Source organism: Flavobacterium sp. LHD-85, from assembly GCF_030929595.1.
Classification (GTDB): domain Bacteria; phylum Bacteroidota; class Bacteroidia; order Flavobacteriales; family Flavobacteriaceae; genus Flavobacterium.
Genome location: NZ_JAVFVR010000001.1, coordinates 59,841 through 84,454, shown reverse-complemented (window position 1 = coordinate 84,454; position 24,614 = coordinate 59,841). Strand labels below are relative to the sequence as shown.

23 protein-coding genes and 4 tRNA genes are annotated in these 24,614 nt (G+C 33.5%); 25 read left to right on the top strand and 2 right to left on the bottom strand.

The window, feature by feature from the left end:
- The 4 genes from lipB (at nt 1) to RB618_RS00330 (ending at nt 3,225) form a co-directional block, all read left to right on the top strand.
- On the top strand, nt 1-699 hold the full coding sequence (gene lipB, locus RB618_RS00345) for a lipoyl(octanoyl) transferase LipB (RefSeq protein WP_308066976.1): 699 nt from the start codon (nt 1-3) through the stop codon (nt 697-699).
- Between the two features lie 21 nt (nt 700-720).
- Nucleotides 721-1,296 carry a Crp/Fnr family transcriptional regulator gene (locus tag RB618_RS00340; RefSeq protein WP_308066975.1) on the top strand — a complete coding sequence of 192 codons (576 nt, stop codon included), beginning with the start codon at nt 721-723 and terminating at the stop codon, nt 1,294-1,296.
- 64 nt (nt 1,297-1,360) lie between these two features.
- The gene (locus RB618_RS00335) at nt 1,361-2,101 is read left to right on the top strand and encodes an SDR family NAD(P)-dependent oxidoreductase (protein ID WP_308066974.1); all 741 of its coding nucleotides are present in this window, start codon (nt 1,361-1,363) and stop codon (nt 2,099-2,101) included.
- 272 nt (nt 2,102-2,373) lie between these two features.
- Complete coding sequence (locus RB618_RS00330) at nt 2,374-3,225, top strand: nuclear transport factor 2 family protein (RefSeq protein WP_308066973.1); 852 nt, start codon at nt 2,374-2,376, stop codon at nt 3,223-3,225.
- 45 nt (nt 3,226-3,270) lie between these two features.
- Here RB618_RS00330 and RB618_RS00325 read toward each other — a convergent pair whose 3' ends face one another.
- Nucleotides 3,271-3,933, bottom strand: coding sequence for a ribonuclease HII (locus RB618_RS00325; protein ID WP_308066972.1), 663 nt, complete (start codon nt 3,931-3,933; stop codon nt 3,271-3,273).
- Nucleotides 3,934-4,593: 660 nt separating this feature from the next.
- On the opposite strand from RB618_RS00325, the gene RB618_RS00320 reads away from it, so the two are divergent.
- The 7 genes from RB618_RS00320 to RB618_RS00290 all read left to right on the top strand — a co-directional run bounded on the left by RB618_RS00320 (nt 4,594) and on the right by RB618_RS00290 (nt 15,243).
- Entirely contained in the window at nt 4,594-7,878 is a 3,285-nt protein-coding gene (locus RB618_RS00320) for a SusC/RagA family TonB-linked outer membrane protein (protein WP_308066971.1), read from the top strand.
- Nucleotides 7,879-7,881: 3 nt separating this feature from the next.
- Nucleotides 7,882-9,396 carry a SusD/RagB family nutrient-binding outer membrane lipoprotein gene (locus tag RB618_RS00315; RefSeq protein ID WP_308066970.1) on the top strand — a complete coding sequence of 505 codons (1,515 nt, stop codon included), beginning with the start codon at nt 7,882-7,884 and terminating at the stop codon, nt 9,394-9,396.
- A gap of 249 nt (nt 9,397-9,645) precedes the next feature.
- A complete protein-coding gene (locus RB618_RS00310) occupies nt 9,646-11,631 on the top strand; it encodes a putative porin (protein WP_308066969.1) in 1,986 nt (661 codons plus the stop codon).
- A gap of 48 nt (nt 11,632-11,679) precedes the next feature.
- The gene (locus tag RB618_RS00305) at nt 11,680-13,041 is read left to right on the top strand and encodes a pyridoxal-phosphate dependent enzyme (protein ID WP_308066968.1); all 1,362 of its coding nucleotides are present in this window, start codon (nt 11,680-11,682) and stop codon (nt 13,039-13,041) included.
- A 78-nt stretch (nt 13,042-13,119) separates the two neighbouring features.
- Nucleotides 13,120-13,602: a 3'-5' exonuclease gene (locus RB618_RS00300; protein ID WP_308066967.1), complete on the top strand. Its 483-nt coding sequence runs from the start codon at nt 13,120-13,122 to the stop codon at nt 13,600-13,602.
- A gap of 76 nt (nt 13,603-13,678) precedes the next feature.
- The gene (locus RB618_RS00295; protein ID WP_308066966.1) at nt 13,679-14,950 is read left to right on the top strand and encodes a DUF2851 family protein; all 1,272 of its coding nucleotides are present in this window, start codon (nt 13,679-13,681) and stop codon (nt 14,948-14,950) included.
- 65 nt (nt 14,951-15,015) lie between these two features.
- Nucleotides 15,016-15,243 carry a PspC family transcriptional regulator gene (locus RB618_RS00290; protein ID WP_008466940.1) on the top strand — a complete coding sequence of 76 codons (228 nt, stop codon included), beginning with the start codon at nt 15,016-15,018 and terminating at the stop codon, nt 15,241-15,243.
- A 48-nt stretch (nt 15,244-15,291) separates the two neighbouring features.
- Here RB618_RS00290 and RB618_RS00285 read toward each other — a convergent pair whose 3' ends face one another.
- Complete coding sequence (locus tag RB618_RS00285; RefSeq protein WP_308066965.1) at nt 15,292-16,758, bottom strand: amino acid permease; 1,467 nt, start codon at nt 16,756-16,758, stop codon at nt 15,292-15,294.
- Nucleotides 16,759-17,019: 261 nt separating this feature from the next.
- On the opposite strand from RB618_RS00285, the gene RB618_RS00280 reads away from it, so the two are divergent.
- The 14 genes from RB618_RS00280 to rplA all read left to right on the top strand — a co-directional run bounded on the left by RB618_RS00280 (nt 17,020) and on the right by rplA (nt 24,594).
- Nucleotides 17,020-17,907, top strand: coding sequence for a helix-hairpin-helix domain-containing protein (locus RB618_RS00280; protein WP_308066964.1), 888 nt, complete (start codon nt 17,020-17,022; stop codon nt 17,905-17,907).
- A 13-nt stretch (nt 17,908-17,920) separates the two neighbouring features.
- Nucleotides 17,921-19,063 carry an acyl-CoA dehydrogenase family protein gene (locus tag RB618_RS00275; RefSeq protein WP_308066963.1) on the top strand — a complete coding sequence of 381 codons (1,143 nt, stop codon included), beginning with the start codon at nt 17,921-17,923 and terminating at the stop codon, nt 19,061-19,063.
- Between the two features lie 204 nt (nt 19,064-19,267).
- On the top strand, nt 19,268-19,462 hold the full coding sequence (rpsU, locus tag RB618_RS00270; RefSeq protein WP_026730435.1) for a 30S ribosomal protein S21: 195 nt from the start codon (nt 19,268-19,270) through the stop codon (nt 19,460-19,462).
- Nucleotides 19,463-19,552: 90 nt separating this feature from the next.
- Nucleotides 19,553-20,446, top strand: coding sequence for a tyrosine-type recombinase/integrase (locus RB618_RS00265; RefSeq protein ID WP_308066962.1), 894 nt, complete (start codon nt 19,553-19,555; stop codon nt 20,444-20,446).
- 32 nt (nt 20,447-20,478) lie between these two features.
- On the top strand, nt 20,479-20,781 hold the full coding sequence (gene hpf / locus RB618_RS00260) for a ribosome hibernation-promoting factor, HPF/YfiA family (RefSeq protein WP_008466930.1): 303 nt from the start codon (nt 20,479-20,481) through the stop codon (nt 20,779-20,781).
- A 90-nt stretch (nt 20,782-20,871) separates the two neighbouring features.
- Nucleotides 20,872-20,945, top strand: a tRNA-Thr gene (locus RB618_RS00255).
- Nucleotides 20,946-21,005: 60 nt separating this feature from the next.
- Nucleotides 21,006-21,086: transfer RNA gene (locus RB618_RS00250), tRNA-Tyr, on the top strand.
- Nucleotides 21,087-21,167: 81 nt separating this feature from the next.
- Nucleotides 21,168-21,239 (top strand) — tRNA-Thr (locus RB618_RS00245).
- A gap of 55 nt (nt 21,240-21,294) precedes the next feature.
- The gene (tuf, locus tag RB618_RS00240; protein ID WP_012024011.1) at nt 21,295-22,482 is read left to right on the top strand and encodes an elongation factor Tu; all 1,188 of its coding nucleotides are present in this window, start codon (nt 21,295-21,297) and stop codon (nt 22,480-22,482) included.
- Nucleotides 22,483-22,537: 55 nt separating this feature from the next.
- Nucleotides 22,538-22,608: transfer RNA gene (locus RB618_RS00235), tRNA-Trp, on the top strand.
- Between the two features lie 18 nt (nt 22,609-22,626).
- A complete protein-coding gene (gene secE / locus RB618_RS00230) occupies nt 22,627-22,824 on the top strand; it encodes a preprotein translocase subunit SecE (protein ID WP_008466927.1) in 198 nt (65 codons plus the stop codon).
- A gap of 10 nt (nt 22,825-22,834) precedes the next feature.
- Complete coding sequence (gene nusG / locus RB618_RS00225; protein ID WP_008466925.1) at nt 22,835-23,386, top strand: transcription termination/antitermination protein NusG; 552 nt, start codon at nt 22,835-22,837, stop codon at nt 23,384-23,386.
- Nucleotides 23,387-23,453: 67 nt separating this feature from the next.
- Nucleotides 23,454-23,891: a 50S ribosomal protein L11 gene (gene rplK / locus RB618_RS00220; RefSeq protein ID WP_008466923.1), complete on the top strand. Its 438-nt coding sequence runs from the start codon at nt 23,454-23,456 to the stop codon at nt 23,889-23,891.
- Nucleotides 23,892-23,904: 13 nt separating this feature from the next.
- A complete protein-coding gene (gene rplA, locus RB618_RS00215) occupies nt 23,905-24,594 on the top strand; it encodes a 50S ribosomal protein L1 (protein ID WP_025572415.1) in 690 nt (229 codons plus the stop codon).
- Nucleotides 24,595-24,614: the final 20 nt, after the last annotated feature.

Here is a 24,614-nt window from a genome sequence, read left to right as displayed (position 1 = left end):
ATGAACAAAAAAATCCAACTTCAGGATCTAGGTAAGAAAGACTATAAATCGACTTGGGAATATCAGGAAGAGCTTTTTAAAGATATAGTCGATTTAAAAATCAAGAACAGAAGAGAAGAACTTGATCTGCCAACACCAAATTATTTATTGTTTGTAGAGCATCCGCATGTTTATACTTTAGGGAAAAGTGGCGATCTGAAGAACTTATTATTAAACGAAAAGCAACTTGAATCTAAGGGAGCGACTTTTTATAAAATCAACCGTGGTGGTGATATTACGTATCATGGACCAGGACAGATTGTAGGCTATCCGATTTTAGATTTAGAAAATTTCTTTACTGATATTCATAAATATCTTCGCTTGCTAGAAGAGTCAATTATTTTGACTTTGGCAGAATATGGTTTAGAATCGGGCAGAAGTGAAGGAGAAACTGGCGTTTGGCTTGGTGCTGGAACTCCTTTTGCTCGTAAGATATGTGCAATGGGCGTTCGCGCTTCAAGATGGGTGACCATGCATGGATTTGCTTTAAACGCAAATGTCGATTTAGGATATTTTGACAATATAATTCCGTGCGGTATTCGCGGAAAAGGTGTTACATCTTTAAATGTAGAACTTGGCGTGGAGAAAGTAGATGAAGAAGAAGTAAAATCTAAAATCATCAAACATTTAACTGAGCTCTTCGAAGCTGAATTTGCTTAAAAGTACCAAAATAATTCAAGTATGGAAAATGAAGACAGAAAATCATTTTTGAAGCATTTAGCTCTTCCAGAAAAAGAATTACAAGAGTTATTGAATATTGCACAATATGGCAAGATAGTTAGGGCAGACTGCTTTATTAGTGAAGGTCAAGTGCCTCGTAAAATGGCTTTTGTACTAAAAGGTTTGTTTCGATATGTTTATACCCATGAAAACGGAAACGAATTCACTAAAAATATTATAGCCGAAGGGAATTTTATAAGTTCTTATTCGGCTATGATTTATAATACTCCTTCCTCTTTTTCGATAGAAGCTTTAGAAGATTCTGAAATCTTGGAGATTGATTATTCAAGCTGGATCGAGATAAAAGAAAAAAATCTTTTTTGGAGTGTTTTTCTTATTGAGATCCTTGAAAAAGCATTTGCGATAAAAGAAAAACGAGAGAGAGAACTACTCCTTTTAGATGCTGAAAAACGATATGAAATTTTTGCTGCAGAATTTCCCGATATAGAAAATAGGGTTTCACAACAAATTATAGCTTCTTATTTGGGTATTCAACCAGAATCTTTCAGTAGACTCAAAAGAAAAATTAAGACTTAACATAGGTCAATGTAAGTGTGTAATAGGAGAACTATTTTTGATTTCTAATTTTAAAAATGTAATTATGGAAATCTCAAATAGTACTATTGTTATTACTGGAGGAAGCTCAGGTTTAGGATTTGAAATGTGCCAACAGTTTATAGAAAGGGGCAACAACGTGATAACTTGTTCGCGTTCTTTGGAAAAGCTTGAAGATGCCAAAAAGCGATTGCCCGGTTTAGTCATTTACAAGTGTGATATTGCTCGGGAATTGGAATGCGAGGATTTTGCAGAATGGCTTCGAATTAATTATCCTAAGATGAATGTTTTAATTAACAATGCTGCAATTGTAAATAAAACTTACTTTGTAGAAGACCAATTTTCGTTAGAAAAAATGAATGATGAGTTCTCGGTCAATCTAAATGCGCCAATTCGTTTAATCAAGCTTTTGTATCCGATTTTAATCCAAAATCAAAATCCTAAAATTATAAACATTACAACAGGATTGGTTTATGTTCCAAGAGTAATTTACCCTTTTTATAATGCTGCAAAAGTAGGTCTGCACTCTTTTACTCAAGTTTTAAGGGAGCAGTTAAAACAGGAAAAAAAAGTTAGAATTATTGAAGTATTGTTTCCCGTAGTAGATACTCCTTGGCACAAAGGTAATCCTCCTAAGATTGCAATTTCTCCTCAAAAAGCAGTTTCAGAAATGCTTGAAAGAATATCCCAAAATCAAGTAGAAATAAGAATAGCAAAAGTAAAAATGCTTTATTTTCTTTTTAGAGTAGCACCTCGATTTGCGTTTCAGAAAATAAATAGTCTCTAGATATAGCATCGCTGGTTTAATGCAGATTCTGTTTTTTTTTAGGAGTAAATGCATAGTTGCACTATTTTTAGAGTGTAAAATAGCAATGTAATTTTTTTAATAGAAAGCGTTTTTTTCTTAAATTTATGGATGAAAAACTGAAAAGCCATTCTGCAAAAGTTAAGATTTTGAAGGGATGGCAAATTCTAGACTTCTTGTAATTCTCTTAGCTATTTATGCTAAATTTGGTTTTATACTATTAAATTTAAATTTCATTTTATTCTTGATTGCTTATGAGAAAAATCTACTTATTCTGTTTTCTTTTTGCGCTTAATGGTCTTTTTGCACAAAAGAAAGATAAATTATATCCAGTTGCAGTTTATGAAAAGGTGTGGCAGGAAAAAAATAGCGATACCAGATTAAAGATGATTAAATCTATTTGGTTGGAAGATAGTACTTTTGAAGATCCTTCGGCTTCAATAAAAGGAATTGCGGCATTCAATACTGTTATTAACGAATTTTACAAGAAAAATCCAGATGCAATATTAACATCGGGGCCTAAAATTGTAAAAGACAATTACGTAACGTGGGAATGGAAAATTCTTGATTCTAAAAATAATCTTATAATGGCAGGACGTGATTTTGCCCGTTTAAACGGTAAAGGTCAGGTTAGTAAAATTATTAGTTTCTGGGATAAAGGAGCGACTTTGTCTGAAGCTGATATTTTGAAAAATGTAGAAGCTGACAATTTAAAAGTTGTGGCAAAATACTACGAAAGCCTTTTTAAAACAAGAGATTTTGATACGTTGGCTACTGTAGTTGCAGATGGAGCCGTTTACAATCAGGCTATTGGTTTACCTTACGGAGGAACTTATACAGGTTTTAGCGAATGGACAAAAATGTTTACAAAATCAACTGAATTTTTTGATCTTCAAATAGAAAAAGAACCGACTTATTTTAGTGATGCTTCTAAAAGTGAAGTAATCATTTATTTTACAATAAGTTGTAAATCTAAAAAATCTGGTAAAACGATGTCCGTTCCAATTTCAGAACATTTCGATTTGAAAGATGGGAAAATTACCTCTGTTCGACCTTTTTATTATGACACAAAAACATTTGCTGAGTTTTTAAAAAGTAAAAAGTAAAAAGCAGTAAAAAAAAAACGACCTATTGTTAGGTCGTTTTTTTTATTAAAATAAATCGAGTTCTAATTGCTCAGGCAAAAGCCTAAAACTCATTCTATGATATTTTGTAGTTCCGAATTCTTTTATGGCTTCTCGATGCTCTTTAGTTGGATATCCTTTGTTTTGTTTCCAGTTGTACATTGGAAATTCTTCGTGAATTTGGTCCATATAGTCGTCACGGTATGTTTTTGCAAGAACAGATGCGGCAGCGATGCTTAGGTATTTCCCATCACCTTTTATAATGCTCTGGTTCGGAATCGATTTTAAAAGCGCAATTTCATCTTTAGTAAACTGTTTTCCGAAAGTATTTTTAAGTCCAAGTTTAGCATTCAAAGAACGGTTTCCGTCAACAATAACAAATTCTGGAACATGTTTTAGTTTTAAAATACATTCCTGCATTCCTTTCATCGAAGCATTTAGAATGTTTATTTCGTCAATTTCTTCTGGGAACAAATGCGTAACGGCAAAACATAAAGCTTCTTTTTCTATAATAGGTCTTAAAAGCGCTCTTGTTTTTTCAGATAATTGTTTACTGTCATTCAGAATTTTATTCTCAAAATGTTCGGGTAATATTATAGCTGCGGCGGTAACTGGTCCAGCAAGACATCCTCTGCCGGCTTCATCAGTTCCAGTTTCTAAAACAAATCCTGAGAAATTTTTTTCGAGCATTTTTTAGATTTTTAAAAAGCAAATATGGTGCTTTTTTTCTAAAAAACATTAACAGAATTTAAATGAAAGCAAAGAGGAATTTGCGCTTTTAGAATTGTCATATTTAAAATTCCAAATGGATATAAATTTAGTCATTTTTCAAAATGAGTTTAAATCTGCAATCCCAGTAAAAACGATATGAAACATCTGTTTTTTATGATTTTTTTTGAAAAATATTTAATTATGAATTTTGAAAAAGCGGAACATTTGAGGCAAGAATTTAACGTTTTTTAAACTTGGAAGAATTGATTTACAATTTCTTATGTTAAAGTAGAGAAGTATAAATTGAAAAAAAGACAGAATAAAACATTCTCAGTTGAAAATGTTTTATTTCTTATGTTTTTTTATAAGATATTACTTGTCTTTTTTTTTGAATTTTCTTCTTTTTTTTGAGGTAATTCTTCCTTTAAACGTTAATTAAATGTTAATATTTGTATTAACAAAATTGCAGTATTTTATGTATAAAATTATATATAGTGCTAATTTTCTGCCAATTAAATATTTAAAAATAAACATATGTTAAAGAAATATTAAAAAATAGTTAAGCAGTGTTAGTAAATCGCATTGTTGTTTTAAGAAAATATTAAGATGTTTGCGACTTACTAATTCAAAAATTATAAAATGAAACTAAAGTTTAATGGATTCTTAGTGCTATTATTAGTGCTTATGGCGCAACTTACCTTTGCGCAAGAAAGAGCTGTTTCAGGAATTGTTTCCGATAACGCAGGACTGCCTTTACCAGGCGTGAGTGTTTTGGTTAAAGGGACAAAAGTTGGAACACAAACAGATTTTGATGGAAAATATTCAATCAAAGCATCCCCAAATCAAATCTTGGTATTTACTTACATTGGGATGAAAACCCAAGAAATTGCAGCAAGCTCAACTTCGGTAAATGCAAAATTAGCAAGTTCATCAGTGGAACTGGAAGGTATAGTAGTAACTGCATTAGGTATTAAGAGAGAGAAAAAAGCTCTTGGATATGCTACTCAGGAAATAAAAGGAGAAGATTTAGCTGGAGGGACTGCAAGTGCAAACTTCCTTAACGATCTTTCTGGTAAATCTGCAGGGGTGTATATTAGAAAAAATACAAACTTTGGAGGATCTACAAATGTAGTTTCAAGAGGTGTTAAAAATCTTACTGGAAATAACCAAATGCTTATTGTTATTGATGGTATGCCTATTAATAATAGTAACGTAAATTCGAGCCAAGGTTCACAGACAACAGGAGCTCGTAATACCTATGATTACGGTAATGCTGGTATGGATATTAATTCTGATGATATCGAATCATTAAATATATTGAAAGGTGCTGCTGCATCTGCTTTATACGGGTTTCAAGCTGGTAATGGTGTCATTATGATTACCACAAAAAAAGGAAAAGCTCAAAAAGGTATGGGGGTTACTATATCTAGTGAGTTTGGTGTTGGATCAGTTGATAAAAAGACTTTTCCTGTTTACCAAAACAAATACGGGCAAGGCTATGGACCTACTTATGACGCCAATGGTAATCCAAAAGGAACTCCAGTTGGGCCAACGGGTGCATTTTTTGTTATAGATAAAAATGGTAACCAAGTGGTAAGTACTACAGATGATGCTTCTTACGGTGTTGCGTTTGATCCAAATCTTTCTGTTTATACTTGGGAATCATATTCTCCATATTCTTCAAAATTTGGACAAAAATCTCCATGGGTAGCAGCTAAAAATGGTCCAATTACATTTTTTCAAACAGCTCAAACATTAAATAACTCGATCTCTTTTGAGGGTAGTACAGATAAAAACAACTTTGTTGTCAATTACAATAATTATAAAGAGACTGGTATTTTGCCAAATAGTGAATTGAAGAAAAATAATGCAAGTATTAAATTTAACCACAAATTAACGGATAAATTATCTGTAAGTATTTTTGCAAATTATTTAGCGCAAACTACAATGGGTAGAAATACTACTGGTTACGGTGGTGATAACGTTGCAGGTTTATTCCGTCAATGGTGGGGAACTAACGTAGATATCCAATCTCAGAAAGAAGTTTTCCAAAACTCAGGAGGGCAAAATATTTCATGGAACATGGCAGATCCTGCTAATGGAAATACAAATCCTAAATATTGGGATAACCCGTATTTTACAAGATATAGAAACTACCAAACTGACGAAAGAAATCGTTTTATCGGTTATGGTCAGTTAGATTATAAAATTGCCGATTGGTTGAATGCTACAGGAAAAGTAAGTACTGATTCTTATTCAGAATTACGTGAAGAGAGAAAAGCAGTAGGGTCTTTGGCAGGAACATTTGGAATTAACCGTTTAGCTGTTGGCTCAGGATACCAAAAATATACAGGTATGTTTTCTGAGCAAAACTATCAGGTTACCTTAAACTTCAATAAAAAACTTACTGAAGATTTTTCATTGACAGGTTTGGTTGGTTATAATGCTTTAAGAACCAGACGTACATCTACATTAGCTTCTACAGATGGAGGGCTTATTATTCCTGGAATCTATGCATTATCAAATTCAGTAAATGCTTCTCCATTCCCGGTGGAGGTTGAAGATAATTCAGCAGTAAACAGTGTTTATGCATCTGCTTCAGTAGGATTCAGAGATTTTCTTTATGTAGAAGGAACTGTGCGTAATGATGCATTCTCGATGTTGCCATATGATGATAATGATGTTAATACATACTCTGCTTCTGCAAGTTATGTTTTTACAAAACATATTAATGCCCCATGGTTAACTTTTGGTAAGTTAAGAGCGAGTTATGCTGAGAATCCACAAGGAAGTATTGATCTTTATGCATTACAAGATGTATTTACTAAATTTAATCCATTTGGTTCAAACCAACTTTATTCACGACCAAACACGGCTAATAACCCAGATTTGCACCCTGTAAAAACTACATCTAAAGAACTTGGTTTAGAGATGCAATTCCTTGACAGAAGAGTAGGCTTTGAAGTAAGTGTTTACAAAAGTTTAAGTGAAGATCAGATTTTTCCGGTAGATTATTCTACTGCAACTGGTAACTCTGCTAGGTATATAAACGCAGGATCAGTAGAAAATAAAGGTATTGAGGTGATATTCAATGCGGTTCCTTTTAAAACAAAAGATTTTCAGTGGGATTTAGGTGTAAACTGGTCTAAAAATGAGAATACAGTTGTAGCTTTAGCACCAGGTGTTGATGTTTTAACAATTGGAACATTCCAAGGAGGTGTTAGTATCGTTGGTACAAAAGGACATGCGTATGGAGATATTCTTGGAAAAGATTATATCTACAAAGACGGACAAAAAGTAACTAAAAATGGAGTGTATTTACAAACTGCAACTACTAATAATGTAATTGGTAATATTACTCCAGATTGGATTGGTGGCTTCCGCAACAAATTTACTTACAAGCAAGTGTCTCTAGGTTTCTTAATTGATGTTCAAAAAGGAGGAGATATTTTCTCTCTTGACCAATATTATGGACAAAGCTCTGGTTTATATACTTCTACAGCAGGAAACAACGAGCTTGGAAATCCTGTAAGAAATACATTGGCTAATGGTGGAGGTGTTATTTTACCAGGAGTAAATGAAGATGGAACTCCTAATACTACAAGAACACCAAGTCCTGAAGTAGCTGGAAGTATCTATGGTTACAACAATAATCCACAAAAAGCATTTGTTTACGATGCAAGTTATGTGAAATTAAGAGAGGTAAGCATTACTTATAGTTTCCCTAAACAATTTATAGCTAAAGCAGGTTTAAATGATTTACGTCTTTCTTTAGTAGGTTCTAACTTATGGATCATCAGTAAAAATCTTCCAGATGCAGATCCAGAAAGTGGTATAAGTTCAGGTAACTTATCATCAGGTTATTCAGGAGGTTCACTTCCGACAACAAGAAACATTGGTTGTAACCTAACATTAAAATTTTAAATCATGAAAAAAGTACTTTTATTAATGTCTGTGGTGGGTATGATGGTTTCGTGCAGCCAAGACATTACAGATATGAATGTTGATCCGAAAAGACCAACAACTACCAAAGCGGAATATTTGTTTACAAATGCTGAGAAAAAATTAGTCGATCAAATGGTTAGTACTAGTGTGAATAATAACGTTTTTAGATTATTTGCACAACAATGGACAGAAACTACTTATCCTGATGAAAGCCAGTATAACATTACAAACAGAAAAATCCCTGATACACACTTTTTGGTTTTGTACAGAGATGTTCTAGCTGATTTTCATGATTCAAGAGTTATGATTGCTGCAACAGCTACTGCAACTCCAGCAGATGAAGCAATTAAGCAAAATAAATTAGCGCTTATAGATATTTTAGAAGCTTACGCTTATAGTATATTGGTAGATACTTTTGGAAACGTTCCTTATACACAAGCAATTGATATTGAAAAATATCCTTTACCAGCTTATGATGATGCAAAAACAATTTACCAAGACCTTATTAAAAGGTTAAGTGCATCTGCTGCAGTTTTAAAAGCGAATAGTGCTGTAGCTAACTTTGGTGCTGCAGATATTATCTACTCTGGTAACGCAGCTAGTAATGCAAAATGGGTAAAATTTGCTAACTCATTGATCATTAGAATGGCGGTTAATATGTCTGATATTGATCCAGCTTACGCAACAACTCAAGTTCAGGCAGCTCTTGCTTCTGGTGCTTTGACTAGTAATGGTGATAATACAAAATTGACTTATTTAACTACATCAGGAAACCAAAATCCATTGTACGCTGATTTGGTAACAAGCCAGAGATTTGATTTTATTCCTGCTGAGCCTTTTGTTTCTGCTATGGATGCGGTTGTTCCTGGCGGTGACCCAAGGATGCCTAAATACTTTACTAATCTAACTTCTCCAGCTCCTGTTATTCCTGCAGGAAGAACATTTGTTGGTGGAACTTATGGTGCAGGAAATGTTTATACATCTTACTCACAAATAACTTCGACATTAAACAATCCAGTTTTCCCAGGAACTATCTTTGATTTCGCTGAGTTGAATTTCTTATTGGCAGAAGCTGCTGAGAAAAGCTTAATTCCAGGTGGTTCTGCTCAGGCAAAAGTGTACTATGATGCAGGTATTAGAGCTTCTATGGCAGACTGGGGAGTAACTAATACTGCTGCTATTGATGCTTATATTGCGAGCCCAAAAGTAGATTATAATAATCCGTTAAGTGGAGCAACGTATAAAGAAAAAATTGGTAATCAAGCATGGTTTGCTCTTTACAACAGAGGATACGAAGCATGGACATCTTACAGAAGATTGGATTTCCCAGTTTTAAAAGCGCCTCAAGCAGCTATAAACAAACTTATTTTCACTGTGCCTGTTAGATATACTTATCCAGGTGTTGAAGCAAGTATCAATAAAGCAAATTATACTAAAGCTGCTTCAGATATTGGTGGAGATTTATTAAATACTAAATTGTTCTGGGATAAATTCTAATCTTTAGAATATTCTATATCAATTAAGTTGATAGTTAAAAGTAAATTATACCCAGTTTGGGAATAAGAATAATAAATATTTTGATTTTTTTTGAGAGCCCCGTATACTTTTGTATACGGGGTTTTCGTTTCCTAAAGGTTGAAACAATTCTAGGTTCATATTATATATTATGTTTTTTTATTTATACGTTTTTATCTTTTACCTTTGCTTCACTAAATTTTTCGAAATAATTTTATATCAAGCCATCAAATGAGAATATTCATTTTTCTATATCTATTAGTTGTTCCAACATTATTGTTTTCGCAAGAAAAGAAAACTACTTCTAAAAATAATTTAGATATGAATACGGAATATTCAAGTATAACGGATACCGTAAAAAAGAAAAAACAAAAAATAGCTACTATAGACCAGTATAAAATTGTCACTTTAGAACACGATACAATTTATGCCGATACATCGCTAACGATTAAAAGTGCTTACAAACAAAATCATCTTAGAAAAGATCTTTTTGGGCTTCAGGAGTTTTCTAATATAGGACAGCCTTTAAATACGTTGCAATATAGCTTGACCAGTTTTTCTCCGTATCCTGAAATTGGTTTTAGTGGGAAGCATTCTCTTTATATGCAAGCAGATCAAATTAGATATTATTCTGTTGCAACTCCTTTTACAGAGTTGTTTTTTAATACGACTATAAAAAAAGGACAAAATGTAGATTCTTTTATCACATTGAACGCATCTAAAAACCTTAATTTTTCAATTGCTTATAAAGGATTAAGATCTGAAGGAGATTATAATAATCAATTGGTAAGCGCCGGAAATTTAAGAATTACAACTAGTTATGCTACAACTAACAAGCGATATGCGATAAATGCACATTTTACAAATCAGGATATTTTAAATGAAGAAAATGGCGGTATAACGAATGATGCTGATTTTGAAAGCGATAATAAGGATTATAAAAACCGCCAAAGATTGCAGGTTTATTTGACTGATGCAGAGTCATTTTTAAAAGGAAGAAGATTGTTTTTTGATCATGCCTTTAGAGTAAATCCAAATGACGGAAGCAATAACCTATACATTACGCATCAGTTTAATTATGAGTACAAAGATTATGAGTACAAACAGCCAACTGTAATTTCTACCATAACGGCTAATGATGGATCGACTACGCGTATACAGCGATTTGGGGAGTCTTATTCAGCAAGCAATATTAACGATCAGACTAAATATGAAAGGTTATATAATAAGGTAGGAGCAGCGTATGAGAATTCGCTGTTAGGAAAATTTATATTTTTTATAGACGATTACAGGTCAAATTACCAGTACGGTCGAATTATTGTTGACGCAGACGGAAATGCTGTTCCAGACAATTTGTATTTGCAGTTTAATAATTTCGGTGCTCAATATGAATATCAGAAAAACAAATGGAATGGTAGATTTTTGTATTCAAGATCAATTACTAAGGAATCGCTTTCAGATTTAGATGCAAAACTGCGATACGATATGAGCGAAAAAATTAAATTTGATTTCAGATATCGCAATATTAATAAATTGCCAAATAACAATTATAACTTGTATCAAAGCAGCTGGATTTCGTACAATTGGTCGAATAATTTTAAAAACGAAAAAATTAATTCGTTAAGTGCAGAAATTACAACTCCGTGGTTGACAGGACAAGTTCAGTATACAGTGCTAAAAGATCATTTGTATTTCACCGATATGGCTACAGATGCAGAAAAAGCAGCAAGTGAGCAGATTGTTAAGCCAATGCAATACGGAAATGCGATTAACTATCTAGAAATAAAAGCAAGTCGAGAGTTTAAATTTGGGCCTTTTGCACTAGATAATACGCTTTTGTATCAAAAAGTAGATCAGTCAGATTTAATTTTAAATGTACCTGATTTTGTAACTAGAAATACATTCTATTATTCTAATCATTTCTTTAAAAAAGCATTGTTTATGCAGACCGGACTTGTATTTAATTATATGACGAAATACTACGGAGATGATTATAACCCTGTAATTGCAGAATTTTTTGTACAGCAGGATAAGAAAATTGGAGGTTTTGCAACATTCGATTTCTTTGTAAATGCCAGAATACGCCAGACTCGTTTTTATTTAAAAGCAGAGCATTTTAATGCTTTATTTTCACAAAGCAATTATTATGTAGCACCGCATAATCCGTATCGCGATTTTGTACTGCGCTTTGGTCTGGTTTGGAATTTCTTCCAATAAAAACTGGCTTATTTTTTATTTAGAACCACTAATAAAACTTAAATAAAAATGGACTTTTCAAATAATATTTTAGAAACAATTGGTAATACACCATTGGTAAAACTCAACAAAATTGTTGCTGAAATTGATGCATTAGTATTGGCAAAAGTCGAAACCTTTAATCCAGGTAATTCTGTAAAAGACAGAATGGCTGTAAAAATGATTGAAGATGCAGAGGCAGATGGCCGACTAAAACCTGGAGGAACTATAATTGAAGGAACTTCTGGAAATACAGGAATGGGACTTGCACTTGTGGCAATCGTAAAAGGTTACAAATTAATTTGTGTAATCTCAGACAAACAGTCTAAAGAAAAAATGGATATTCTTCGTGCTGTTGGCGCAAAAGTTGTTGTTTGTCCTACAGATGTCGAACCTACAGATCCACGTTCTTATTATTCGGTTTCAAAGCGTTTGGCAGAAGAAACACCAAATTCTTGGTATGTAAATCAGTATGATAACATGTCAAATTCTTTGGCGCATTATGAACAGACAGGACCAGAAATTTGGAAACAGACAGACGGAAAAATCACACACTTTGTTGTAGGGGTTGGAACAGGAGGAACTATTTCTGGTGTTGGAAAATACTTGAAAGAACAAAACCCAAATATTAAAATCTGGGGAATCGATACGTATGGTTCGGTTTTCAAAAAATACCATGAAACAGGAATCTTCGACGAAAACGAAATCTACTCGTACATAACAGAAGGTATCGGAGAAGATATTTTACCTAAAAACGTAGATTTCTCTCTAATTGATGGTTTTACAAAAGTTGCCGATAAAGATGCAGCGGTCTACACTAGAAAGATTGCTCTTGAAGAAGGTATTTTTGTTGGAAATTCAGCAGGAGCTTGTATTAAAGGCTTATTGCAATTAAAAGAGCACTTTAAGCCAGAAGATGTTGTTGTGGTATTATTTCACGATTCTGGAAGCCGTTATGTAGGTAAAATGTTCAATGATGATTGGATGCGTGAGCGCGGATTTTTGGAAGAAAACGTAACAAAAGCTGAAGATGTAATCAAAGATCATATCGACAAAGAATTAATCGTTGTTCGAACAGAAGAATTGGTTTCTCATGCAATTGAGCGTATGCGTAAATATAAAATTTCGCAGATTCCAGTTGTTGATATCAATGGCTTTGTTGGTTCTGTAGATGAAACAGATTTATTTAGAAGCTATGTTGCTGATAAAAATGTAGCCGAAAAGCCAATTAAAGAAGTAATGAGTAAACCTTTCCCAATTGTGAAATTAGGAACGCCAATTGAAGAAGTTTCAAAACTTTTCAGCAAAGAAAATGATGCTGTTTTGGTTGATCTAGGAAATGGACACCACCATATTATTACTAAATATGATATTATTGGCTCAATAAAATAAGCCTTCATAAACAATAATAATCCATAAACCTAATTGTTTTACGATAGGGTTTATGGATTTGTCTTTTAAAAATAGAATATGAATTTTACAGCAATTGATTTTGAAACAGCAACAGGATATCACCCGTGCTCGGTAGGAATTGTTACGGTTGAAAACGGAATTATTGTGGACGAATATGTGACTTTAATTAAACCGCCAAATAACGAATACAATCCTTTTACGATTCGTGTTCATGGAATTTATCCTAAAGATACCGTCAATTCAAAATCTTTCTTTCAAATATATCCTGAGATTGAAAAGAGACTAAAAAATAGAGTTGTCGTAGCACACAATGAAAGTTTTGACCGAAATGTTTTAATGAAAACAATGCTGTTACACGGCTTAAACTATGATGATTTGAACATTGCTACAAAATGGGAGTGTACGGTTAAAATCTATAAAGCAAAAGGTATAAAACCAACTAAATTAAGTGATTGCTGCCGCGAAATGAAAATTCAGCTCAATCATCACGAAGCTTTGTCAGATGCAAGAGCCTGTGCTAAATTATATATGCTTCGTTAAATAATTATAATTATTTGTAAGAATAGTATTAAAATTTAATTACTTTTAGATTTTGTAATTCACTATAAAATCTAAAATGAAAGAAGACTTCCTTCATTATATTTGGAAATTCAAGAAGTTTGAGAGCTTGAATTTAAAATCTGCTCAAGGTGAGCCAATAACCATTCTTAAAACTGGTGATTATTTAGAGCTTTCTGGCCCTGATTTTTTTAATGCACATATTGAAATTGGAAATCAAAAATGGGCGGGAAATGTAGAAATTCATTTAAAATCTTCAGATTGGTATTTACACAATCATGAAAAAGATCCCGCTTATAAAAATGTCATCCTTCATGTAGTTTGGGAGAATGATACTGCTATTTTTAGGGAAAATAATACAGAAATACCTGTTTTGGTTCTCAAAGACTATGTGTCAAAAGAAGTAGTTGAAAATTATAATGCATTATTTACACCCAAAACATGGATTTTCTGCGAAAAACAATTAAAAGAAATAGATGGGTTTGTATTTAAAAACTGGCAGGAAAGATTATTTTTTGAGCGTTTAGAGCGAAAATCAAAGTTTATTTATCAATTACTGGAAGAAGGCGGTCAAGATTGGGAAGCAGTCTTATTTTGTCTTCTGGCGAAAAACTTTGGTTTAAACACCAACGGAAATTCTTTTTTGCAAATCTCAAAAGCAATTCCATTTTCAGTTATCAGAAAAGAAAGTTTTGAAGTTGAAAATCTAGAAGCATTGCTTTTGGGAACTTCAGGATTGTTAGAGCCAGATAAAGAAGATGTTTTTTATAAAGATTTAAAGTTTCGCTATTTCTATTTATTGCATAAATATCAAATAGAAAAGACTTATGTAGATCCTCTTCAATTTTTTAAACTCCGTCCAGATAATTTTCCTACAATCAGGCTTTCTCAATTAGCATCTTTGTATCACAAACATCAAAACCTATTTTCAAAAATAATTGATTTAAAATCTGTTAGCGAAGTATACCGTTTGCTGGATATTTCTGCAAGTTTGTATTGGCAAAACCATTATCAGTTTGATAAAGAAAGTTCGAAGAAATCTAAAGTGCTTTCTAAGTCATTTATAGATTTAGTGATTATTAATACAATAATCCCGCTTCAGTTTGCTTATTCTAGTATAAGAGGAGAATCAATTGCCGAAGATTTAATTGATTTTATAAATGAAGTTGCTTCAGAGAAAAATGCCATCATAGATAAGTTTGACTCGTTTGGAATAAAGTCTCAATCTGCATTTGAAAGTCAGGCATTATTAGAGCTTAAAAATGAATATTGCGAGCGTAAAGCATGTTTAAAATGCGCTCTTGGTTTGGAATTGCTTAAAAATAATTAGATAATTCGTACTTTTGTAATTCTGAGCAGTCAAAAACTCTCAAGTCTTAAATCTAAAATATAAAGATGTCAGCAATTTTAAAACTTAAATTCTTCTTTGAAAAATATGGTTTCCATGTTTCTTCAAGATTAGCAGATAAATTAGGAATGCGTGTTACAAGCGTGAGATTGTTTTTTATTTACATCTCCTTTGTTACGGCAGGTTTAGGATTCGGAGTTTATTTAACACTCGCTTTTTGGATTAGATTAAAGGATTTAATTCGCTCAAAAAGAACATCAGTATTTGATTTATAAAAAAAGCTCCAAATTTTAATTTGGAGCTTTTTTATGAAGTTGTATTTATTATTCTTCAGTAGGATTGTTAAGTTTAGATCTTTTCTTGCTATATCCAAAGTATACAAGTATACCAAGAATAAGCCATCCAAAAGATAGTAACTGTGCATCTTTACTTAAATTAAAAATTAAATAAGAATTGATTGCAATTCCTAATACCGCAATAATTGGTAAAGCAGGAACTTTAAATGTTCTGGTTAATCCTGGTTGTTTTACCCTTAAAATCCAAACAGCAATACAAACCATTGTAAAGGCAAATAAAGTACCAAAACTTGTCATGTCAGCCAATTTGTTGATTGGTGTGAAAGCAGCAACAGTTGCAATAATAGCTCCAAGAATCATTAAGTTTGTTTTTGGAGTTCCAGAAATAGGGTTTACTTTAGAGAAAACTTCTGGAATTAAACCATCTTTAGACATTCCAAGGAAAATTCTAGATTGTCCCATGATCATTACCATTAATACTGAAACCAAACCAATAGTTGCAGCAACAGTAATAATAGAACCAGCCCAACCTTGTCCCGCAATATCAAATGCATAAGCAACAGGAGCTTTTATAGCTTCAGGATATTTTCCTAGTGGGTTAAAGTCTTGGTAATTCATCATTCCTGTTAACACTAAAGAAACAAGAATATATAAAGTAGTACAAATTAATAAAGAAGCAATAATTGCAAAAGGAACATCTTTTTTAGGATTAATGGCTTCTCCAGCTTGTGTAGAAACGGCATCGAAACCAACATAAGCAAAGAAAATAGCTGCAGCTCCAGAGATAATACCTCCAATTCCGTAAGCATTGTGCGTAGTTTCTTTTTCAATAATTTGGGTTGCTTCAGGAATAAATGGGCTCCAGTTTGCTGTATTAATAAAGAAAAGACCAGCAATAATTACAAAGATTACAGCAGATACTTTAAGAATAACAATTGCGTTATTTGCTTTAGCTGCACTTTTTGTTCCTTTAATAAGCAATGAAATAACTAAAAGAACGATCAAGAAAGCTGGAAGATTCATAGAAAAACCTTCTCCTGTGTAGCTTGCAGGATCTGTAGTTAGCCAATCCGGAAGGTGAATGTGAAATATTTTGAGCAATTTGTTAAAATATCCGGACCAGGAAACCGCTACAGTCATCGATCCCATTGCGTACTCGAGAATTAGACCCCATCCAATAATCCAAGCAAAAACTTCTCCAATCGTACCATAAGCATAGGCGTAAGCAGATCCCTCAACAGGTAAAATGGAAGCGAATTCGGAATAGCAAAGTGCCGCAAAAACACAAGCAATACCTGCGATGATAAACGAAATTGCTAATGCTGGTCCTGCATGATAATAAGCCCCAGTACCCGTAAGTACAAAAATTCCTCCACCGATAATGGCGCCGACACCAATGGCAGTAAGACTCCATTTTCCTAGGACTCTCTTTAAATCACTTTTTTTCATATCGGCCTCAAAGGCTGATATAGGTTTAACTCTCCAAATTGACATATTATTTTATTGGTTTATTTGTTATTAAGTGCCAAATGTATTGTTTTTTATAAAAAATAAAAACAATTAGTCTGTTTTAAGTTATAAAATCTTTGTTTTTTTTACAGTAGTCGTAAGAAAGATTCTGTAAGTATTGATATTCATTAAATTAATTGGTCTTTTATAAGAGATTCGATAATTTTTTAAAAACTACTTTTCTTATTAATTTTCTTGATAAATTTGAAGGATTTTTCTCTCTTTATCCTAAAAAGTCTTTATATTATGAGTTTTCAGCTTTTAAAAAAGTATTTTCATTTTACAAAACAGCAATATATAGGTGTTCTAATGCTTTTTATTGTAATGATCGCATTGCAGTTGTTTTATTTTTTATCCGATTTTAATATTACAGAAACTAAAAATGCGGAAGAAGAACAATGGCTTGCTTTGCAATCTGAAATCGATCAGGAGAAGTTGGCTGACAAAAATGCAAAACCAACTAATTATCTTTTTAATCCTAATTTTATTTCTGACTATAAAGGATATAAGCTCGGAATGTCAATAGAAGAGATTGATCGTCTAATGGCATTTCGTAAAGAAAATAAATATGTAAACTCAGCAGAAGAATTTCAAAAAGTTACTGGGATTTCAGATTCTCTATTAAAAATAATTTCTCCTTTATTTAAGTTTCCAGATTGGAAGCAGAGTAAAAATAATTATAGCATTGAGAAAAAGGACTTCAGTATAAAAAGTTTTCCGAAAAAAGAAAAGCTTGTAATATTGGATATTAATCAGGCAACCAAGGAAGATTTAATGAAAATCTATGGAATAGGGGAAGGGCTTTCATCTAGAATATTAAATCAGAAAGAAATCCTAGGTTCGTTTGTGTCAATGGAGCAGATGAAAGAGATTTGGGGACTTTCGCCAGAAGTTATAAATGAGTTGAATAGTCATTTTAAAGTTGTGATTCCTGCGACTTTGAAGAAAATAAACGTAAATGAGGCGTCATTAAAGGAGTTGTCTCAGTTTTCATACTTTAAATATGGGCTTGCAAAACAAATAGTGACTTACCGAAGTATGAATGGAAATTTTAATAATATTGAGGATTTAGCAAAAATTAAAGATTTTCCTGTTGAAAAAGCAAAAATAATTAGTTTATATTTGGAGTTCTAAAAGAAACTAACTCATGAACTTTGATTACAACGAAACACAATTAATGATTGTACAGTCTATAAAGGACTTTGCAGAAAAAAATATTAGACCTTATATAATGGAATGGGATGAGGCACAAATTTTCCCAATTCAATTATTTAAGCAACTTGGCGAAATGGGCTTCATGGGAGTTTTGGTTCCAGAAGAATATGGAGGTTCAGGTTTAGGTTATCATGAGTATGTTACAGTAATTGAAGAAATTTCAAAAGTAGATCCTTCAATTGGGTTGTCTGTTGCGGCACATAATTCTTTATGTACAAATCATATCTTAACTTTTGGAAACGAAGAACAAAAGAAAAAGTGGCTTCCAAAATTGGCTACTGCCGAACATATTGGTGCATGGGGGCTTACAGAGCATAATACGGGTTCTGATGCTGGCGGAATGAACACAACTGCAGTGAAAGATGGTGATCATTGGATTGTAAATGGTGCGAAAAACTTTATTACGCATGGGATATCTGGAGATGTTGCTGTGGTGATTGTTCGTACTGGAGAAAAAGGCGATTCTAAAGGAATGACAGCTTTTGTATTTGAAAAAGGTATGAAAGGTTTTTCGTCTGGTAAGAAAGAAAATAAATTAGGAATGAGAGCAAGTGAAACTGCGGAATTGGTTTTTGACAGCTGCCGAGTTCCTGATGCAAATAGATTAGGAGAAGTGGGACAAGGTTTTGTTCAGGCTATGAAAATTCTTGACGGAGGGAGGATCTCCATCGGAGCTCTATCTTTAGGAATTGCAAAAGGAGCTTATGAAGCGGCATTGAAGTATTCAAAAGAAAGACATCAGTTTGGTCAGCCTATTAGTAATTTCCAAGGGATCTCTTTTAAGTTGGCTGATATGGCAACAGAAATTGAAGCTTCAGAATTGTTACTTCATAAAGCAGCATTCTTAAAACAACAGCATAAGCCTGTAACTACATCTGGCGCTATGGCTAAGATGTATGCTTCAGAAGCATGTGTGAAAATTGCAAATGATGCTGTTCAAATTCATGGCGGTTACGGTTATACTAAAGATTTTCCGGTGGAAAAGTTCTACAGAGATTCTAAATTATGTACTATAGGAGAAGGAACAACTGAAATTCAAAAGCTGGTTATCTCTAGAAATTTGCTTAAAGAATAAAGAATAAAGAATAAAGAATAAAGAATAAAGAATAAAGAATAAAGAATAAAGAATAAAGAATAAAGAATAATATCTATATATCTCTTCTCTATACTCTTTTCTCTATACTCTTTTCTCTTTTTTAAAAATAATTCACAATTTATAACTCATAATTCATAATTAATATATACATTTGCAGCCTTAACGAGAGGAGGTGTCTATATTATGTTAATTATACCAATTAAAGACGGAGAAAATATCGATAGAGCATTAAAGCGCTATAAAAGAAAATTTGATAAAACAGGAACTGTTCGTCAATTAAGAGCACGTACTGCTTTTATTAAGCCTTCTGTTATCAAAAGAGCTCAAATCCAAAAAGCGGCTTACATTCAAGGCTTGAAAGATAGTTTAGAAAGTTAATATCAGCTTTTAGAAAATAATTACCGTTAGTGGTCAAAATGTTTTAATTTTGATGCTAACGGTTTTTTTTATGCCTAATTTTTAGATTTTATGAAAACGAATAAAGAAGCTTTTTTGGATTATCTTTTGTTGGAGAAAAAATATTCTCCGCATACGGTTGGGGCTTACTTAAATGATGTGGCTTCTTTTGAAGCTTTTGTGAAGGAATCTTTTGATCAGGAGGGGGGTGATTTGGTGAATTATAGTCAGATAAGAAGTTGGATTGTTTTTTTGGTTGATCAGAATATTTCAAATGTATCTATTAATAGAAAGATGGCTTCTTTGAAAGCTTTTTATAGGTTTCTTTTAAAGATAAAGCAGATAGAGATTAATCCGATGCTGAAACATAAGTCTTTAAAAACTCCGAAAGTGGTTCAGATTCCTTTTTCCGAAAGAGAGTTGAAGGATTTACTTGCTGTGATAGATGCACCTGTTGGTTTTGAAGGGGTTAGGGATAGGCTTATTGTCGAAATGTTTTATGTAACGGGAATGCGTCGCGCGGAATTGATTCATTTAACACTTGAGAATGTTGATCGTTCAAATTGTACGATTAAGGTGTTAGGGAAGAGAAATAAAGAGCGTATTATTCCGATTTTGCCAATTATTGCAGATCAAATTGATTTGTATATAGAGGAAAGAGAAGGTTTGGAAAGTCTAACGGATTGTCGCTATTTTTTTGTTTCGAAAAAAGGGTTAAAATTGAGCGAATCTTTTGTTTATCGTTTAATAAATTCATACTTTAGTAGGGTCTCAGAAAAGGTGAAAAAAAGTCCGCATGTGCTTCGTCATACTTTTGCAACACACCTTTTAAATAATGGGGCAGATTTGAATTCAGTTAAAGAATTGCTAGGGCATTCTAGTTTAGCATCTACGCAAGTTTATACTCATAATAGTTTGGCGGAACTTAAAAAAGTGTATAAAGATGCGCATCCTAGGAATAAATAGTGGTTCTAAATGTTAACCCTAAAATTTTTATTATGAAGGTAGATGTTCATGCAGTTAATTTTACTGTCGACAGAAAATTGGTCGATTTTATCCAGGAAAGAATGGGTAAGCTAGAGAAATACTACGATCGAGTGGTTTCATCAGATGTTTTTTTGAAAGTTGAAAGAACGAGTGATAAAGAGAATAAAGTGGTGGAAATAAAGATTAATGTTCCTGGTGATGATTTTCTGGTAAAAAAACAGTGTAAAACATTTGAAGAGGCGGTTGAGCTTTCGGCGGAATCGTTAGAGCGTTTGCTTGTAAAAAGGAAGGAAAAAATTAGAGCACACATTTAATTGAAATTTTTTTTAAAAAATGTTTTGATTAAAAGATAAAATAGCTACATTTGCAGTCCGTTAGAAATAGCGGACTTTTTTAATGTATTCGCCGATGTAGCTCAGCTGGCTAGAGCAGCTGATTTGTAATCAGCAGGTCGTGGGTTCGAGTCCCTCTATCGGCTCAGAAAATTTCAAATGCGATTTGAAATTTGGTTCTTTAAAATGATGGAATTTTAAAATTAGGGGAGATACTCAAGCGGCCAACGAGGGCAGACTGTAAATCTGCTGTGTGAACTTCGCAGGTTCGAATCCTGCTCTCCCCACAAAACAAAGAGGATAAGGTTTTGGGTTTTAGGTTTTTAACAATCTAAAATCTAAATTCAATAATCTAAAATCGGAACTCTGCCGGTGTAGCTCAGGGGTAGAGTGCTTCCTTGGTAAGGAAGAGGTCTCGGGTTCAAATCCCGACATTGGCTCAAGTAAGTAGGAAATTGAAAATTAATATATAACTAAGATTAAAAATTAAGTAAAATGGCAAAGGAGAATTTTAATCGTTCCAAACCGCACTTAAACATAGGTACAATTGGACACGTAGATCACGGAAAAACTACATTAACTGCTGCAATTACAAAAGTATTGTCAGATGCTGGTTACTGTCAAGCAAAATCGTTTGATCAAATCGATAACGCTCCAGAGGAGAAAGAAAGAGGTATTACTATTAATACATCACACGTAGAGTACGAAACAGCTAACCGTCACTACGCTCACGTTGACTGTCCAGGTCACGCGGATTACGTAAAGAACATGGTTACTGGTGCTGCTCAAATGGACGGTGCTATCTTAGTAGTTGCTGCTACAGATGGTCCAATGCCACAAACTCGTGAGCACATCCTTTTAGGACGTCAGGTTGGTATTCCAAGAATCGTTGTTTTCATGAACAAAGTGGATATGGTTGATGATGCTGAGTTGTTAGAGCTTGTTGAAATGGAAATTAGAGATTTATTATCTTTCTACGAATATGATGGAGATAATGGTCCTGTAGTTCAAGGTTCTGCTTTAGGAGGATTAAACAATGATCCAAACTGGGTACCTAAAATTATCGAATTAATGGAAGCTGTTGATAACTGGATCGAAGAGCCAGTACGTGACGTAGCTAAGCCATTCTTGATGCCAGTTGAGGACGTATTTACAATTACAGGTCGTGGAACTGTTGCTACAGGTCGTATCGAAACTGGAGTTGCTAACACTGGAGATCCTGTTGAAATCATTGGTATGGGAGCTGAAAAATTAACTTCTACTATTACAGGAGTTGAGATGTTCCGTAAAATCCTTGACAGAGGTGAAGCTGGAGATAACGTAGGTTTATTGTTAAGAGGTATTGATAAAGCTGATATCAAAAGAGGTATGGTTATTATTAAGCCAGGTTCAGTAAAACCACACGCTAAATTCAAAGCTGAGGTTTATATCTTGAAAAAAGAAGAAGGTGGACGTCACACTCCATTCCACAATAACTACCGTCCACAGTTCTACGTACGTACAACTGACGTAACAGGAGTTATTTCTTTACCAGCAGGTGTAGAGATGGTAATGCCAGGTGATAACTTAACTATCGAGGTTGCTTTATTAAGCCCAATCGCTATGAACGTAGGTTTACGTTTCGCTATCCGTGAAGGTGGTAGAACAGTTGGTGCTGGTCAGGTTACTGAAATTGTAGAGTAATTCTATTAAAATAAATAAGAAGCCAGTGATTATTTTTTAATCACTGGCTTTAATTACGGGCGTAGTTCAAGGGTAGAATAGCGGTCTCCAAAACCGTTGATGGGGGTTCGAATCCCTCCGCCCGTGCAATAAAAAATATATCAAATGACAAAAGTTACTAATTATTTATCAGAGGCTTTCGAAGAGTTAAAGTCAAATGTTACTTGGCCAGCTTGGGCTGAAGTACAAAAATTGACAATTGTTGTGGCTGTATTTTCGATTTTATTCGCTTTGGCAACTTGGGGAGTAGACGAATTTTTTGCAAAAGCTTTGGCTGGATTTTTTAACTGGTTAAAAGGATAATTTTTTTGTGATGGCAGATAATAATGTGAAAAAATGGTACGTAGTTAGAGCGGTTAGTGGTCAAGAGAATAAAGTGAAAGCTTATATCGAGACTGAGATTGCGAGATTAGGTATGGAGGATTATGTTTCTCAAGTTTTGGTTCCTACTGAAAAAGTAGTTACTGTAAAAGATGGGAAAAAATCATCTAAGGATAAAGTTTACTTTCCTGGATATGTTATGATCGAAGCTAACTTGGTTGGTGAGATTCCTCATATTATTAAGTCAATTACTAGTGTTATTGGATTTTTAGGAGAGACTAAAGGCGGAGAACCTGTTCCTTTGAGACTTTCTGAAGTAAACCGTATGTTAGGTAAAGTGGATGAACTAGCTGTAAATACAGATACTCGTTCTATTCCATTTAGTGTTGGAGAAACGGTTAAGGTTATTGATGGACCTTTCAACGGATTTAATGGATCTGTTGAGAAAATCAATGAAGAGAAGCGTAAGCTTGAGGTAATGGTTAAGATTTTCGGAAGAAAAACGCCATTAGAATTAAGCTTTATGCAAGTAGAAAAAGTATAATTTTTTGTTACACTATAATAAACCATTGTAATCGCTTCCATTGATTACAGTGTTAAATTTTTTAAAAATGGCTAAAGAAATTAGTAAGGTAGTTAAACTACAAGTTAAGGGAGGTGCTGCGAACCCGTCGCCACCGGTTGGACCTGCTTTAGGAGCTGCTGGGGTTAACATCATGGAGTTTTGCAAGCAATTTAATGCTAGAACTCAAGATAAACCTGGCAAAATTTGTCCAGTGCAAATCACTGTGTACAAAGACAAATCATTTGATTTTGTTGTTAAGACTCCTCCAGCAGCAGTTCAGTTAATGGAAGCTGCAAAGCTAAAATCTGGTTCTGGTGAGCCTAATCGTAAAAAAGTAGCTAGCGTTACTTGGGAACAAATTAGAACTATTGCTGAAGACAAAATGCCGGACTTAAACGCTTTCACAATTGAGAAAGCTATGAGTATGGTTGCTGGAACAGCTAGATCTATGGGTATAACTGTATCAGGAGATGCTCCTTTTTAATTAAGAAAAAGAAATGGCAAAATTAACAAAAAAGCAAAAAGAGGCTGCTTCAAAAATTGAAAAGAACAAATTATACTCTTTAAAAGATGCTGCTGCATTAATTAAAGTTGTTGCTTCTGCAAAATTTGATGAGTCTGTTGATATCGCAGTTCGTTTGGGTGTTGATCCAAGAAAAGCGAATCAAATGGTTAGAGGTGTAGTTACTTTACCTCACGGAACAGGAAAAGATGTTAAAGTATTAGCATTGGTTACTCCAGATAAAGAAGCTGAAGCAAGAGAAGCTGGAGCAGATCACGTTGGTCTTGACGATTACTTACAAAAAATTAAAGACGGTTGGACAGATGTTGATGTGATCATTACTATGCCTGCTGTTATGGGTAAATTAGGTCCATTAGGTCGTATTTTAGGACCTAGAGGTTTAATGCCAAACCCTAAAACAGGTACTGTAACTATGGATGTTGCTAAAGCTGTTCAAGAAGTTAAAGCTGGTAAAATTGACTTTAAAGTTGATAAAACTGGTATCGTACACGCAGGAATCGGTAAAGTTTCTTTTGGAGCTGAGCAGATTGTTGACAACGCACACGAAATTATTCAAACATTAATAAAACTTAAACCAACTGCTGCTAAAGGTACATACATTAAAGGTATCCACCTTACAAGCACAATGAGTCCTGCTATTGCATTAGACCCAAAAGCAGTATAATTGGTAGTTAAAAATTTTTA

Bases quoted from the DNA above. Each gene is read 5' to 3' on its own strand.
- RB618_RS00340 (WP_308066975.1), top strand. From the start codon at position 721: ATGGAAAATGAAGACAGAAAATCATTTTTGAAGCATTTAGCTCTTCCA.
- RB618_RS00315 (WP_308066970.1), top strand. From the start codon at position 7,882: ATGAAAAAAGTACTTTTATTAATGTCTGTGGTGGGTATGATGGTTTCG.
- hpf (WP_008466930.1), top strand. From the start codon at position 20,479: ATGAAGGTAGATGTTCATGCAGTTAATTTTACTGTCGACAGAAAATTG.
- RB618_RS00265 (WP_308066962.1), top strand. From the start codon at position 19,553: ATGAAAACGAATAAAGAAGCTTTTTTGGATTATCTTTTGTTGGAGAAA.
- RB618_RS00305 (WP_308066968.1), top strand. From the start codon at position 11,680: ATGGACTTTTCAAATAATATTTTAGAAACAATTGGTAATACACCATTG.
- nusG (WP_008466925.1), top strand. From the start codon at position 22,835: ATGGCAGATAATAATGTGAAAAAATGGTACGTAGTTAGAGCGGTTAGT.
- rplA (WP_025572415.1), top strand. From the start codon at position 23,905: ATGGCAAAATTAACAAAAAAGCAAAAAGAGGCTGCTTCAAAAATTGAA.
- RB618_RS00300 (WP_308066967.1), top strand. From the start codon at position 13,120: ATGAATTTTACAGCAATTGATTTTGAAACAGCAACAGGATATCACCCG.
- rplK (WP_008466923.1), top strand. From the start codon at position 23,454: ATGGCTAAAGAAATTAGTAAGGTAGTTAAACTACAAGTTAAGGGAGGT.
- RB618_RS00310 (WP_308066969.1), top strand. From the start codon at position 9,646: ATGAGAATATTCATTTTTCTATATCTATTAGTTGTTCCAACATTATTG.
- RB618_RS00285 (WP_308066965.1), bottom strand. From the start codon at position 16,758: ATGTCAATTTGGAGAGTTAAACCTATATCAGCCTTTGAGGCCGATATG.
- RB618_RS00295 (WP_308066966.1), top strand. From the start codon at position 13,679: ATGAAAGAAGACTTCCTTCATTATATTTGGAAATTCAAGAAGTTTGAG.
- secE (WP_008466927.1), top strand. From the start codon at position 22,627: ATGACAAAAGTTACTAATTATTTATCAGAGGCTTTCGAAGAGTTAAAG.
- RB618_RS00335 (WP_308066974.1), top strand. From the start codon at position 1,361: ATGGAAATCTCAAATAGTACTATTGTTATTACTGGAGGAAGCTCAGGT.
- RB618_RS00275 (WP_308066963.1), top strand. From the start codon at position 17,921: ATGAACTTTGATTACAACGAAACACAATTAATGATTGTACAGTCTATA.
- RB618_RS00280 (WP_308066964.1), top strand. From the start codon at position 17,020: ATGAGTTTTCAGCTTTTAAAAAAGTATTTTCATTTTACAAAACAGCAA.
- tuf (WP_012024011.1), top strand. From the start codon at position 21,295: ATGGCAAAGGAGAATTTTAATCGTTCCAAACCGCACTTAAACATAGGT.
- lipB (WP_308066976.1), top strand. From the start codon at position 1: ATGAACAAAAAAATCCAACTTCAGGATCTAGGTAAGAAAGACTATAAA.
- RB618_RS00290 (WP_008466940.1), top strand. From the start codon at position 15,016: ATGTCAGCAATTTTAAAACTTAAATTCTTCTTTGAAAAATATGGTTTC.
- rpsU (WP_026730435.1), top strand. From the start codon at position 19,268: ATGTTAATTATACCAATTAAAGACGGAGAAAATATCGATAGAGCATTA.
- RB618_RS00325 (WP_308066972.1), bottom strand. From the start codon at position 3,933: ATGCTCGAAAAAAATTTCTCAGGATTTGTTTTAGAAACTGGAACTGAT.
- RB618_RS00320 (WP_308066971.1), top strand. From the start codon at position 4,594: ATGAAACTAAAGTTTAATGGATTCTTAGTGCTATTATTAGTGCTTATG.
- RB618_RS00330 (WP_308066973.1), top strand. From the start codon at position 2,374: ATGAGAAAAATCTACTTATTCTGTTTTCTTTTTGCGCTTAATGGTCTT.